The organism is Asticcacaulis excentricus (assembly GCF_003966695.1).
GTDB classification, from domain to species: Bacteria; Pseudomonadota; Alphaproteobacteria; order Caulobacterales; family Caulobacteraceae; genus Asticcacaulis; species Asticcacaulis excentricus_A.
Window position 1 is genome coordinate 73,457 of the sequence record NZ_AP018828.1, and the last position, 14,383, is coordinate 87,839.

The window sequence follows — 14,383 nt, forward strand, 5'->3', positions numbered from 1 at the left end:
AAATAGCTCCCATAGCCACCGCAGGGGGGAGGACGCGGCGGATTGAGGCGCAGGTATGTTTTATTTGTGAAAGCGTATTGTCACTAAAAATACGGTTTTATGACACCCCCCACCTAACGCCGTTCGCTTGTGTTTTCTCGTCATTTTGTCATGCGGGCGTGGTACGGGCGCTACAGAGGCTTTTGACAACCGAGAAGGTGAACCCATGACCCGTCGCCCCAACCTGTGGCCTGTTGCAGCACTTGTCGCGGCCATGACCGCCCTGCCCGTCCTCGCGGCAGAGTCGTCGCTGGAACCGAAGGCCACCGCCGGTCTGCATATGAACGACCTTCAGGCGGTGGGCACGCACAACAGCTACAAGATCGCCATTCCGCCGAAGGAACTGGCCCTGATCGCCGCGCGCAACGCTCAGGGGGCGAAGGCGCTCGACTACGGCCACCTACCTCTGGCAACGCAGCTCGATCTGGGGATGCGTCAGCTTGAAATCGACTTCCTCTACGATCCGGACGGCGGGCGCTATGCCCATCCGCGCCTGCCGCAGCTCAGCGGCGAACCCTATGACGCCACGGATATGGATAAGCCCGGCTTCAAGGTATTGCACATGCCCGATGCCGATGTGCGCAGCCATTGCCACACCTTCGTCCAGTGCCTGAGGCAGATCCGCGACTGGTCCGACGCCCACCCCGATCACGTCCCCCTGCTGATCATGATGAACGCCAAGGATGGCGCCCCCAGCCTCGACGGCGGCGTGACGCCACTCGCTTATGACGCTCAGGCCTTTGAGGCGCTGGACGCTGAAATCCGCTCGGTCTTCGGGCCGGAGCGCCTGATCACGCCGGATCAGGTGCGCGGTGGGCACAAAACGCTACGTGAGGGGGCGATGGCTGGCGGCTGGCCGACACTCAAGGCGGCGCGCGGCAAGGTCTTCTTCGCGCTGGATGAAGGTCCGGCAAAGGTCGCCGTCTATATGCGCGGCCACGCCTCGCTGGAGGGCCTGCCCGTCTTCGTCAATTCGGTGTCCGAAGCGGCCGATCACGCCGCCTACTTCACCCTCAACGACCCGGTGAAACAGTTTGAGCGCATTCAGGCGGCGGTGAAGGCGGGCTTTGTGGTGCGCACCCGTGCTGACGATTCGACCACCGAAGCGCGCCGCAACGATCTCAGCCGTTTCACAAAGGCGCTGGCGTCGGGCGCGCAGTATATTTCCACCGACTATCCCACCCCGCGCCCCGAATGGAGCCCCTATCAGGTCCGCCTGCCGGACGGCGTCGCGGCCCGTGCCAATCCGCTGCGGGGACAGGCACCGCGGCGTTGAGGCTTCTGCGCCTTCCCTTAAGTCAACTTCGCTTCGGCTACACGCAAGGATAGACACTGCGGCGCAGTAATGTCTGTTTCTCTATACTATTGTGAACACAATTATCCGGGGTTTGACGCACTGGAAACTTCGCCATATCGGCATTTATTTCAATTTTTTATGTCAGCTCAGTTGACTTCGCGGGCAAACTGCTGTTTTGGGGAAGGAAAGGTAACAAGGATTCTTGGTTATGGAAGAACAAAACAAGCTGACCGATCTGGTTGTCGATATTGTCACCGCCTATGTCGGTAATAATTCGGTGCCCGCATCTGAATTGCCCGCTCTGATTCACTCGGTGCACAAGGCGCTGGGCGGTCTGACCGGTGAACCGGAAGCAAAGGTCGAAGAAGCCAAGACCCCTGCCGTGTCGATCAAAAAGTCGATCTCGGACGACTACATCATTTGTCTGGAAGACGGTCGCAAGTTCAAGTCGCTGAAGCGTCACCTGCGCACCAAGTACAATATGAGCCCCGAAGAATACCGCGCCAAGTGGAACCTGCCGAAGGATTATCCGATGGTCGCCCCCAACTATGCGGCGGCGCGCTCCAACCTTGCCAAGCAGATGGGCCTCGGCACCGGTGGTCGTCAGGCCGCCCGCAAGCCGCGCAAGGCGTAAGACGTCAGTATAAGAACAAAAAAACGGCAGGCCCGCAGGCCTGCCGTTTTTTTATGGCTACTTACATATATAGCCGCGCACGGCCTGCTCGACACTGACGACCAGCGCGCGACGCTCCGCCTCGGTCATCTGTCGCACGTCAGGGGGCAGATGCTCAAAATGCGCCGGGCGTGGGTCGGCAATGTGCAGCCGGAACATTTCGCGCCAATAGGCCCGATCAGCCTCGCTCAGCCCGGCCATAATCCCCAGCGCCTGATTGAACACCACCGCCGGGTCCTCCAGCGGATTCGCATAGCCGCCCCACCAGAAATTGGCCAGCACGCCCACCGGCCCTTCGGCCGTGACCTGATGCCACCAATAGCGCGGGATAAATAGAACATCCCCCGGTTCCAGCGTCACGCTCTGCGCGTGTTCAAAGGCCTCACGCAGGCGCGGGAAGGTTTCGAAATCCGGCGTATCGAGGTCGGCTATGCTGATCGGCCGTCCGGAGGGCGTGTAACCCAGAGGCCCGATGTACAGATTACCCACCTGCTCCGGCGGGAACAGCAGGAAATGCCGTCTCCCGGCCACCAGACAGGCCAGGTTGAGGTCGTGATCGTTGTGCAGGGCCGCCCGTGTTGCGTTGCCGATCCACAGGCGCGGCCCGATCTCTGGCGGCAGCAAGGGCATCGGGTTTTGCACGGCGAACTCAGGCGCATGGTCGCGGGCCGGCGCCGATTGCAGATAGAGGCCCGGCGGCATCGGATGGCCGCTCAGACGCACGAGCGTCGCCATGACTTCGGAGAGGGTCTGCTGCGCGTGACTGAAGTTCAGGGCCTCAAGATCGGGTGTGTAGCCGAACCGCCCTTTCAGGTGCGCACTGGCCGTCAGCACCCCGGCGGGGCGGCCGTTGTCGAGGCCTTGCAGATAGGCCGCCAGCGACGACACGCCTTCGCGGGCCCGCTGAACCGCCGGCCATTGCGCCACCAGACCACGCACCACAAACGGCACGGTCGCCCGGCGGATACGCAACCGTATCTCAGCTTCATCCGCGGCTTTCAGTGCCTCCACGTCGCGGCTCATCCGGCCTCCTGCATACCCATGTAAGGGTGGGGAGATTCGACCGCGCTATCCCCGTAAGTCAAGGCCGTGCGGCTTTTTATCGGTCAAAATGCGCATTTCAAAACGAAACTGAAAAGATGAAATGCGGCACAAAAAGCACACATGCAGTGCTCCGCTTTAAAAAAATATCAACGATATTGAAGGTTAAGTAAATGTAATTTATGGCTTTTTTATATGAGATTCGGTTGATGCCGGATTTTCATGGTAGCGCTAGCAAATAATTTTGAAATCAAATTGGCTTAATGCGTTTTCAAAAACGCAGAGTTGATATAATTCTGTAATTGTCAGCGCTGTCAGGCATAGGCCTGTGGTGTAATCCCGTCTGGTCGTGTGACTGGCGGGCAATAAAAAAGTGGATACAGGTTTCGGGAAGCTCACCAGAGTGGGGGGCATAAGGCGCAATGACGCCTTCATGCTGTTTGCCTCCCCGAAATCTTTTTTTGAGATGAAGAGCGGTCAGGGAGGACTTGAACACATGACAGTTAAGTTGAAGCACGGCGTTTCGGCTATGGCGCTTCTGATTTCCGCCGGCGTGGCTATGGCCGGCGCGGCACAGGCGCAGACCGCGCCCAAGGAAGGCGAGCCGCAGGAAGTCGTCGTCGTTGGCGCGCGCAAAGCCTTGCAGAGCGCCCAGCAGATCAAGAAGAATGCCGACACGGTCGTCGATTCGATCACGGCCAATGACATCGGGGCTTTCCCGGACAAGTCGGTCGCCGAAGCGCTTCAGCGCGTAGCCGGCATCACGGTCAACCGCTTCGCCGCCACCGGCGACACCGCGCACTTCTCGGCCGAACCGTCGGGCGTCGTCGTCCGCGGCCTGCAACAGGTGCGTTCGGAATTCAACGGCCGCGACATCTTCACCGCCGACTCCAACCGCGGCCTGTCCTGGTCGGACGTGTCGCCGGAACTGATGGGCGGCGTGGACGTCTATAAGAACCAGACGGCTGAGCTGATCGAAGGCGGTATCGCCGGTACGGTCAATCTGCGTACCCGTCTGCCGTTCGACCAGAAGGGCCGCGTGCTGGCCGCGACCGCTGAATATACCTATGGCGATCTCGTCGGTAAGGGCGCCGCTTCGGTGTCGGGCATCTATGCCGACCGTTGGGACACGGAGCTGGGTGAATTCGGCGTGATGATCAACGCCGCTCACTCGGAAGTCTTCACCAACTCGGAAGGCGTGCAACTGGGTCGTATGGCGATCCACTCGAACGCCGCTACCTGGGGCACGACCGCCAAACGTTACTACCCGACCGCCATTTCGCTGCGCGACAATATCTATAACCGTATCCGCGACGGCGTAGCTTTTGCCGCTCAATGGAAGAGCAATGACGGCAATATGACCGCCACCTTCCAGTACAACCAGTCGAAGAAGCAGGAAAAGTGGGAAGAGTACGTCTCGACCGCTTCGACCGGCACCGACATGTGGGCCAAGGATATTGAGTACTTTGCCACGGGTGCGAATGAAACCCAATGCAAGACGGGCACCACCTGTACCTTCGATTCCAATGGTTTCCTGCAAAAAGGTACGCTCTTAGCCTCGTCTGATGTTTGGTATGGCAATATCGGCGCCCATCCCGGTGCAAACTCGCCGACCGGTAACCTGGTCTGTTATTCTTGGGAAAGCTGCGGCGGTTCCCAACGGGGCACGTCTTACGCCACCTCGACCCGCTTCAGCGACAGCGTCAACGACACAAGGGACGCCTCGTTTAACCTGAAATGGCAGGTCAGCGACAAGCTGTTCACCAGCTTCGACGTTCAGTATGTCGATGCCATTCAGACCAATTATGACATCGCCGGGACGCTTTCGACCTTTGCAGACGTCACCTGGGATATGACGGGCGAACACCCGACCTTCACGCTGGCAAAGCCGACCAGCTTCGTGACGATGCCCGGCGACGTTGCCAACCCGCAAAACTACCGCCTGAACGATCTGATGGATCACGTCACGGATTCGGATGGCAATGAGTTTGCCGTACGTGCGGACGCCGCCTACAGCTTCGACTCGCCTTGGCTGAATATGCTTAAGTTCGGCGTACGCCATGCCGAACGTGAACAGACCGTGCGCTGGTCTACCTACAACTGGGCTAACGTTGTGAACACGTGGTCCAACTATACCGCTGACAACTACTTCATCACAGGCTCCAAGTTCCCCAGCGCTTCGGCCTATGGTGTTCGTTCCTTCGACGAAGATTTCTATGGCGGCGGTCTGACCAACGCCAATACCGCCGTCTACCTGAACATGGACCTCCTGAGGGACCAGGAAGGTCTGGCGAATATGTTTGGCCGTGCGAGCTATAAGCCTCGGACCACTGCCGCGCTTGAACCCCAGACCATTCCGGATCCGAACGACCCGACGAAAACCATCCCGAATCCGAAGTATGATCCGGATGGCAACGTGTCGAACGTCTGGGTTCCGGTCTGCCGTCGTTCGGGCCGGGTGGACGGGTGCTTCCGTCCGTCCGAAATTGCCGAAGTGTCCGAAATCACCAACGCCGCCTATCTTCAGTTGAAGTTCGGGGGCGACGACGCGATGCTGTTTGGTAAGTTCCCTGTGACGGGTAATATCGGGGTCCGCTACGTCGAGACGAAGAACGAAAGCACGGGTGGTATCAATTTCGGCAACCAGATTGCCTACGCGACTGAGCCGACCTCTGTACAGAAAACGCCGCTGGGTGATGTCACGGTTATCAATGCGTCATACTACGTGACGCAGGCTGATCGTAACTTCATGACGGTCAACAATACCCGCAGTGTCTACAGCATCACGCATAAGAACTGGCTGCCCAGCTTCAACGCGCGCATTACGCTGGATGATGCCTGGTATCTGCGTGTGGCCGCTTCGCGCGCCATGTCGCGTCCGGATATCGGTAACCTGAAAGCCTATACGTCCGTGAATGCGTCTCTGCCCAATGAAGCGGATCGCGTCTGCGGCAAGGGCTTTGTGTGTAACTCCGCCGGTCAGATCCAGTCGGTCGTCATGACCTATACCGGTGATGCCCAGAACCCCTACCTGAAGCCGGTGACGGCGGATCAGTTCGACCTGTCGTTCGAAAACTACTTCTCCTCGACCGGGTCGTTCACCTTCTCGCTGTTCTATAAGCAGTTCCACGACTACATCACCTACGGCACCTACTTCCGCGACTTCACCAATCAGGGCGTGACCCGCTCGGTGCGTATGCGTGGTCCGGTCAATGGTGACGGTGGGGCCATCAAGGGTTGGGAACTGGCCTATAAGCGCTTCTTCGACAACCTGCCCTCCCCGTGGAACGGCCTCGGCATCGACTTCAACTACACCATGCTCAACAACAAGGGCATCAAGTCGTCGAACGTGGTTGTGAACTCGGGTGACGGCACCTCCGGTCAAACCGGTGGCGGTACGTCGGTGGCGGCCAACTCCTTCACCGATCTGCCGCTGGAAGGTCTGTCTGACAAGACGTTCAACCTGGTGGGTATGTACGAAAAGGGTGCATGGTCGGCGCGTCTGGCCTACAACTGGCGTTCGTCGTATCTCGTGACCTCGCAGGATTGCTGTATCGCTCTGCCGATCTGGCAAAAGTCGGCGGGCTTCCTTGATGCCCGCCTGGCCTACCGCTTCAACGATCACGTGGAAATGTCGATCGAAGGCACCAACCTGCTCAACACCGAAACCGTTCTTCTGCAACAGGTTGACGGCCCGACCAATTCGAGCCCGAACGATACGCGCCTGCTGCTGCCGAACGCCTGGTTCCAGAACGATCGCCGCATTCAGGCTCAGGTTCGCCTGAAGTTCTAATCGGTACACCGTTCCAAACGGTAGGATGAGGCTGTCCGGGAGGCGTTCTTTCCCGGACAACCCGTTTCCCGCGCAGCGGTACGACCTTTGCGCGCCTCTCCCTCCGTCATTCACGGAAACCCTTACGGGACGCATCACACGTGGTGCGTCCTGTTTTTATCTGGGCCAATTCTTTTTGGGCCAATTGCTTTTCTGGGGATGAGACACAGTGACGCGCTTTTTTATCCAAAAGGGGCCTCACAGTTTTCAAAATACCCTCTAAGATCGCGACACTTAAAAAGACCCCACTCATCAGAAGCCAAAAGGGGAAGCAGGGATGACCCCCATTCGCAACATCACCATACTGGGCGGCGGCACGTCCGGCTGGATGACGGCGGCGGTGCTGAGCCGCGCCTTCACACCCGATGCCTGCACCATCCGCCTGATCGAGTCCGAAGAGATCGGCATTGTCGGCGTGGGCGAAGCCACCCTGCCGCAGGTACGCGATTTCAACACCTGGCTTGGCCTTGATGAGGCTGAGTTCATGCGCGCGACCAATGCTACGTTCAAGCTGGGGATCGAATTCCGCGGCTGGGGCACGTCGGGCAGCTATCACCACCCCTTTGGCGTCCACGGTCAGTCGGCCGGCGGCATCCCCTTCCATCAGTTGTGGTTGAAGGCGCGCACCTTCATGGACCCCGGTTCCATCGAGGACTATGCCTTCCCCATACGGCTGGCGCGCGAAAACCGCTTCGATTTTCCGGTGGAAGACCCCAAGTCGATCCGTTCCGCCTACGCCTATGCCTACCATTTCGATGCGGTCCTCTATGCCCGCTATCTGCGCCAGTGGTGCGAGGCGCGCGGCGTGCAGCGCATCGAAGGACAGGTGACCGGCGTCGATCAGAACGCCGAAACCGGCTTTGTCGAACGCCTGACCCTGGCCAGCGGTGAAAGCGTGGGAGGCGAGTTGTTCATCGACTGCTCCGGTTTTCGCGCCGTCATCGCCGGTCAGGCGCTGAATTTAGGCTGGGAAGATTGGACGCCGTGGCTGCCGTGCGACCGGGCGCTGGCCGTGCCGTGCGAACGTACCGACGACCTGACGCCCTACACGCGCGCCACCGCCCGCGAAGCCGGCTGGACGTGGCGCATCCCGCTTCAGCATCGCACCGGCAATGGCTATGTGTTTTCCAGCCGCTTCACCACCGAAGACCGCGCGCGTGAGGTGCTGCTGGGTGCGCTCGATGCCCCCGCTCAGGCCGAGCCGCGCCTGCTGCGCTTTCAGGCCGGCCGCCGCACGGCGTCGTGGCACAAAAACGTCATCGCCCTCGGTCTGGCCTCCGGCTTTCTGGAGCCGCTGGAATCGACCAGCATCTACCTGTCGCAGATCGCCCTGACCTTCCTGATGCGCCTGATGCCGGACACGCGCTTTGACCCGGCTCTGGCGCGCGAATTCAACCGCCTGATCGACATCGAATATGAGCGGGTGCGCGACTTCCTGATCCTGCACTACCACGCCAATTCGGCGAGCCAGGGCCCCCTGTGGGACTATGTGCGCTCTATGCCTGTGCCGGACAGCCTGAAGGAAAAGATGGCGCTGTTCCGCCACCGCGGCCACGTTCAGCAGTACAAGGATGGCCTGTTTTCCCCGGCAAGCTGGATCGCCGTCTTCATGGGGCAGGACGTCATGCCGCAAGCCTACGACCGGCAGGCCGATGGCCTAAGCGAAGAGGCCCTGACGGGCTATCTGAAAGACCTCAAACGCAAGATCGACAGCAATCTGGCCGTTCTGCCCTCACACGCCGAGTTTGTGGCCGCCCATTGCTACAATCCGAACAGCGGGATTTCCCATGACTGATACCTCCGTCAGACCGGTGCGCACCGTCGTCATCGTCGGCCGTGACGAGGCCCTGTGGCTGACCGCCGCAGTATTGCAACGCACCTTTGCCCGCAGCGATCTGAGCTTTACCGCTGTCGAGCTGCCGTCGCTGCTGCGCCCCGGCGAGGTGCTGCCGACACTGGGCAGTCAGGCCGGCTTCCACGCCCGTCTGGGGCTGGAGGAAGCGGTGCTGATGCGGGCGCTGGGCGCGACCTTTACGCTGGGGCAGCAATATGTTGGGTGGGCCAAGACCGCGCCGCCGGTCTTTGTCGGTTATTCCAGCACAGGCGTGGCGCTGCACAATGTGCCCTTCCATCATCTGTGGCTGCGGGCCCGCGCCTCCGGCATGAACGTGGCGTTTGAGGATTTCGCCATCAATGCCGCCTGTGCCAAGCAGGGGCGTCTGCTGACCCCCGACGCCGACCTCAGCGGCTTTGCCGACGCCGATCGCGGCTTTCACCTGCCCGCCGCCCCCTATGCCGAAATGCTGCGGCAGGTGGCAATCAAGCGCGGGGTGCGGCACCTGCCCGCCGCGCACGTGTCGCCCGTCGTGAAGGGTCCTGAGATGACCGCCGTGGTCCTGTCCGACGGGCAAACAGTAGAAGGCGATCTGTTTATCGACACCACAGGCAGCGACGCACGTCTGCTCAGCCAGATGCCGGAGACAGGCTTTAGCTCGTGGCGGCAATGGCTACCCTTTGACCGCCTGCTGACCACCTATGCCGCCCCCGCGACGCCGCTTCCGGCCTATGCGCAGATCACCGCCTTCCGCTCAGGCTGGGCCGGACTGTTCCCGCTGCGCGACTATACCGCTGTGCAACAGGCCTACATCCGCGACGAGCTGTCTGACGATGAGGCTTTCGAAGCGGCGGCCATGGTGGTGAAGATGAGCCTGCATCCGCAGGCGACAGTGACACCCTTTGAAGCGGGCCGTCGCCCGGCCTGGTCGGGCAATGTCATCGGGCTGGGCGAAGCCGCCGCCGTGCTCGATCCTTTGGGCACTGCGCGGATGCCCGCCCTGCTGCTCGGTCTGTCGCACCTGACGGCCCTGTTCCCGCTGGACACATCCGGGCTGGAAAGCGCTGTGTATAACCGCACCGTGGGTCAGGCCTACGACCGTCTGAGGGATGCGCAGATCTGGCTCTACAGCCTCAACAAACGCCGCGATCAGCCGGTCTGGGACCATCTGCGCAGCGTCAGCCTGCCGCCGGAACTGGCCTATAAGCGCGAAGTGTTTGCCGCCTGTGGTCACCTGCCGGTGTACGATGACGAAACCTTCGACGAGGCGTGGTGGATCGCCGCGGGCCTTGGCCACGGGCTGTTTCCCGCCACCCATGATGTGCGCGCCGATCAGCTTGCGGAACCCGAACTGATCCGCCACTTTCAGACGGCCCTCGGCTATGTGCGCAAGCAGGTCGAGGCCATGCCCACCCCGGATGCCGTATCACGGGCAGCGACTGTATAGGGTTTATCGGATGCAACAGACCATCAGGAAGATTGTGATCGTTGGGGGCGGCAGCGCCGGATGGATGGCCGCCGCTGCCTTGGCCAAAACACTGGGGGAGTCGCTCGATATCCATCTGATCGAGTCAGAGGAAATCGGCATTGTCGGTGTGGGCGAAGCCACCATCCCGCCCATCCTCAAATACAATGACCTGCTGGGGATCGACGAAGCCACCTTCGTGCGTGAAACCAACGCCACCTACAAGCTGGGGATCGAGTTCGTCGATTGGCGCGCCAAAGGGCACAGCTATTTCCACCCCTTTGGCCACAGCGGGCGGGAAATCGAAAGCTTCCCCTTCCATCACTACTGGCTGGCCGACTGGCGACGCCGGGGCGGTGAGTACGACTATACGCAGTTCAATCTGGAAACCGTCGCCGCCTATAAGGGGCGCTTCGGGTATCTGCCGGCCGAAGGCGACAAGCCCGGTCTGAACTATGCGTTTCAGTTCGACGCCGTGCTTTATGCCAAATTCCTGCGCAATTACAGCGCCGAGCGCGGCGTCACCCGCCACGAAGGCCGCATCGTCAGCGTCGAACAGCACCCTGAAAGCGGCTTTGTGACGGCGGTCGTCACCGCCGATGGCCGCCGCCTTGAAGGCGATCTGTTTATCGACTGCTCCGGTTTCCGTGGCCTGCTGATCGAAGGAACTCTGAACTGCGGCTATGAGGACTGGTCGCGCTGGCTGCCGATGAACAGCGCCGTGGCCGTGCCCTGTGAGCGCGTCGCCGACATCACACCCTATACCCGTGCCACGGCGCGCGAAGCGGGCTGGACGTGGCGGATTCCGCTGCAACACCGCACCGGCAATGGCTATGTCTTCTCCGATCAGTTCCTCAGCGTCGAAGACGCCAAAACGCGACTGCTCGGTTGCCTCGACGGCGCGCCTCTGGCCGAGCCGCGCCTGCTGAAATTCGTCACCGGTCACCGCAAGCGCGTGTGGGACAAGAATGTGGTGGCCCTGGGTCTGGCCTCTGGCTTCCTTGAGCCGCTGGAATCGACGGCCATCCATCTGGTGCAGTCGGGCATTACCCGCCTTTTGGCCTTCTTCCCCAAGACAGGGATCGTGCCTTCCGTCGTGGCGCAGTATAATCGCGACGTCCTGTTTGATTACAACAATATCAAGGACTTCCTGATCGCCCACTACAAGATCAGCGAACGCGACGACACGCCCTTCTGGCGCTGGGTGCAGGCCATGGAGATGCCCGACAGCCTGAAAGAGCGGCTGGATATGTTCCGCGAAACCGCACTGCTGATTGCCCGCGAACCCGAGCTGTTCCGCGAGACGAGCTGGCTGGCGGTCATGATGGGGCAGGGCTTGCTGCCCAAGACCAGTCACCCGATCGTGGAGACGATCGAAGCCGCCGATCTGCGTCTGCATATGAGCCGCTGGCGCAAGATGCTGGAAAGCCGTGCCGACAGCCTGCCCGGCCACGAAGACTATGTGCGCCGCTTTGCGCCCTCCGCCGACCTGAAGATGCGCATGGCCAGCGCCGGATGACACCCGTCCGCGCGATAGAGTCCGTGACGGCGGAGGCCTTTGCGACCGTGCAGGCGGCGGCGCAACCGGTCGTCCTGAAGCAACTGGTGGCCGACTGGCCCATCGTGGCCGCCGCCCGGCAATCGGATCAGGCCGTCACGGCGCTGCTGGCCGATTTCGATGCCGGGCTGAAGGTGCCGCTGTCCATCCTGCCCCCCGAAGCGAACGGGCTTTGTCATTATGACGCCAGCCTGACCGGCGTGAATTTCCGCACCACGCCGCAGTGGCTCGAAGACATCTGGCCAAGGCTGCTGTCCCCGCCGACCGACGGCAGCGGCTATTACGTGCAGTCCCTGCCCACCGAAACCTACCTGCCGCGCTTTGCCGAGGCGCACGCAATGCCCTTGCTGCCGCCACAGGTTCAGCCGCGCCTGTGGCTGGGCACCCATGTGGCCACCCAGACCCATTACGACCTGATGCGCAATATCGCCTGCGTCGTGGCCGGACGCCGCCGCTTCACCCTGTTCCCGCCGGATCAGCAGGCCAATCTCTACCCCGGCCCGGACGATTTTACCCCCGGCGGCGCACCGCTCAGCCTGCCCGACATCCGCAACCCGGATTTCGCGCGCTGGCCCCGGCTGCGGGCGGCACTGGACAGCGCGCAGGTCGCTGAACTGGAACCCGGAGATGCGCTATACATCCCCTATGGCTGGTGGCATCAGGTGCAGTCGCTGGCCCCCTTCAATGCCCTCGTCAATTACTGGTGGAACGACGCGGACGCCGCCCGCCCCCTGCCCCGACTGGCCTTCAAGGCGGCGCTGGTGGCGCTGAGGGACCTGCCGGACGAACAGAAGGCCGTCTGGCGTCACATGTTCGAGCTGTTTATCTTTGGCGACAGCGAGGCGGCCATGGCGCACCTGCCGGCTCAGGTGCGCGGGGCCTATGGCGAACTGACGCCCGAACGGCTGAAGGCGCTTAAAGCCGAAATCGCGGCGGCTTTTAGAGCGTAATGATTTCTACTGGAATCATTACGCTTAAGCCGCCATTGAGGCGGCGGCCAAGGTGGCGAAGCCGCCGCCCGGCGAGGGACAAAAGCAAAAAATCTAGATCGTCGTCTGTGAAGAACGTCCAATTCATTGATTTATAGTTATAAATTGTACTTTTGAAGGGTTTGGAATTGCCAGAAAAGAACCTGTCTTGATAGGTTTTCTTGCAATTGACGAACGAGTTTTGGCGTGATTCCCTGGTTGATATGTGAGCCGTGGGAGCGTTGATCGTGCGTCCAAAAGAGCGTCGGGAAACTGGGCAGAATGACATCTTCCAATCACGCCTGGACCAGATTATCGATCTGGGCCACCCTCTTGTGAAGCTGGCGCAGAAGATCGACTGGGTCTTTCTGGAGACGAAGCTGGGCGCGGCTTACACCGACAGGAAGGGCCGCCCACCGTTGCCGACGCGGTTGATGGCGGGGCTGGCGATCCTTAAGTCTGCACACGATCTGTCGGACGAGGCGCTATGCGCTCGTTGGCTGGAAAACCCTTATTATCAATACTTCTGCGGTGAGGAGTTCTTCCGCCATCGCCTGCCGTTTGAGCGCACATCGATCACGCGGTGGCGCCAGCGCATGGGCGAGGATGCCCTGACAGCTCTGGTCCAGGAGAGCCTGGCTGTGGCCACTCGGACCGGAGCCGCCAAGCCTGCAGACTTCCGCCAGGTGATAGTCGACACGACCGTCCAGCCGAAGAACGTCATGTTTCCGACGGATGCGCGGCTTATGCACCGGGCGCGTGAACGTCTGGTCCGTCTGGCCAGGGCCCTGGGCGTCAACCTGCGTCAAACCTATGAGCGGGTCGGCAAGTTGGCCCTGATCAAGCACCAGCGCTACGCCCATGCCAAACAGTTCAAGCGCGCCAATAAGGCTTTGCGAACCCTGCGCACCCAACTGGGCCGCGTCATCCGTGATATTCGCCGCAAGATCGGGACGGACGAAGCCCTGAACGCGGCCTTCGCCTGGCCGCTCTCCCTGGCCAGCCGGGTGCGCGATCAACGCCCGCGCCAACGGGGTCAGAAAGTCTATTCACTGCACGCTCCGGAAGTCGAGTGCATCGGCAAGGGCAAGGCGCACAAGCCCTATGAGTTCGGCGTCAAGGTCAGCGTCGCAACACCCATCCAGCGCTCAAAAGGCGGCCAGTTCGTCGCCCACATCAAGGCCTTGCCCGGCGCACCCTATGACGGTCATACCCTGGAGAAGGTGCTGCCCGAGATCGAGAGCCAGATCGGTGTCAATCTGAACCGCATCGTCGCTGACGCTGGCTACAAGGGCCACAACGCTCCTTACAAGCATCGCCTCAAGGTCTTTACCAGTGGTCAGAAACGCGGCGTCACCGACACTATCAAAAAAGCCCTGCGACGACGGGCCGCGGTCGAACCCGTCATCGGCCATCTCAAAGCCGGCCATCGCATGGGCCGAAACTACCTCGCACACCGCAGAGGCGACGCCATCAACGCCGTCCTCGCCGCTGCCGGATACAACTTCACCCTGCTCATCAAGTGGATCAGGCTTTTGTTCGCCTTCGTACTCCCAACCCTCATCTCATCGTTAAGGCGCAAACCAACCCTCCACGCCGCCTAAATCCGGTTCTTCACGGACGACTAGATCATTATGTTTCTACCAGAAATCATAATGATCTAGAAAGCCCAAAAC

9 protein-coding genes are annotated in these 14,383 nt (G+C 60.8%); 8 read left to right on the forward strand and 1 reads right to left on the reverse strand.

Annotation, left to right across the window (positions count from 1 at the left end):
* Positions 1–205 precede the first annotated feature (205 nt).
* Entirely contained in the window at positions 206–1,315 is a 1,110-nt protein-coding gene (locus tag EM6_RS11445; RefSeq protein WP_126423144.1) for a phosphatidylinositol-specific phospholipase C1-like protein, read from the forward strand.
* A 229-nt stretch (positions 1,316–1,544) separates the two neighbouring features.
* On the forward strand, positions 1,545–1,970 hold the full coding sequence (locus tag EM6_RS11450) for a MucR family transcriptional regulator (protein WP_013480837.1): 426 nt from the start codon (positions 1,545–1,547) through the stop codon (positions 1,968–1,970).
* Between the two features lie 57 nt (positions 1,971–2,027).
* Here EM6_RS11450 and EM6_RS11455 read toward each other — a convergent pair whose 3' ends face one another.
* Positions 2,028–3,032, reverse strand: a complete 1,005-nt coding sequence (locus EM6_RS11455; RefSeq protein ID WP_126423146.1) for a cupin-like domain-containing protein — start codon at positions 3,030–3,032, stop codon at positions 2,028–2,030.
* A 514-nt stretch (positions 3,033–3,546) separates the two neighbouring features.
* On the opposite strand from EM6_RS11455, the gene EM6_RS11460 reads away from it, so the two are divergent.
* The 6 genes from EM6_RS11460 (at position 3,547) to EM6_RS11485 (ending at position 14,311) form a co-directional block, all read left to right on the forward strand.
* Entirely contained in the window at positions 3,547–6,843 is a 3,297-nt protein-coding gene (locus EM6_RS11460; protein ID WP_126423148.1) for a TonB-dependent receptor, read from the forward strand.
* Positions 6,844–7,159: 316 nt separating this feature from the next.
* A complete protein-coding gene (locus EM6_RS11465) occupies positions 7,160–8,677 on the forward strand; it encodes a tryptophan halogenase family protein (protein WP_126423151.1) in 1,518 nt (505 codons plus the stop codon).
* Complete coding sequence (locus EM6_RS11470) at positions 8,670–10,163, forward strand: tryptophan 7-halogenase (protein WP_126423153.1); 1,494 nt, start codon at positions 8,670–8,672, stop codon at positions 10,161–10,163. Before EM6_RS11465 ends, EM6_RS11470 begins: the two co-directional genes overlap by 8 nt.
* A gap of 10 nt (positions 10,164–10,173) precedes the next feature.
* Positions 10,174–11,700 carry a tryptophan halogenase family protein gene (locus tag EM6_RS11475; protein ID WP_172961245.1) on the forward strand — a complete coding sequence of 509 codons (1,527 nt, stop codon included), beginning with the start codon at positions 10,174–10,176 and terminating at the stop codon, positions 11,698–11,700.
* Positions 11,697–12,689: a cupin-like domain-containing protein gene (locus EM6_RS11480; protein ID WP_126423155.1), complete on the forward strand. Its 993-nt coding sequence runs from the start codon at positions 11,697–11,699 to the stop codon at positions 12,687–12,689. Before EM6_RS11475 ends, EM6_RS11480 begins: the two co-directional genes overlap by 4 nt.
* Before the next feature lie 263 nt (positions 12,690–12,952).
* Positions 12,953–14,311, forward strand: a complete 1,359-nt coding sequence (locus EM6_RS11485) for an IS5 family transposase (protein ID WP_126422843.1) — start codon at positions 12,953–12,955, stop codon at positions 14,309–14,311.
* Positions 14,312–14,383 lie beyond the last annotated feature (72 nt).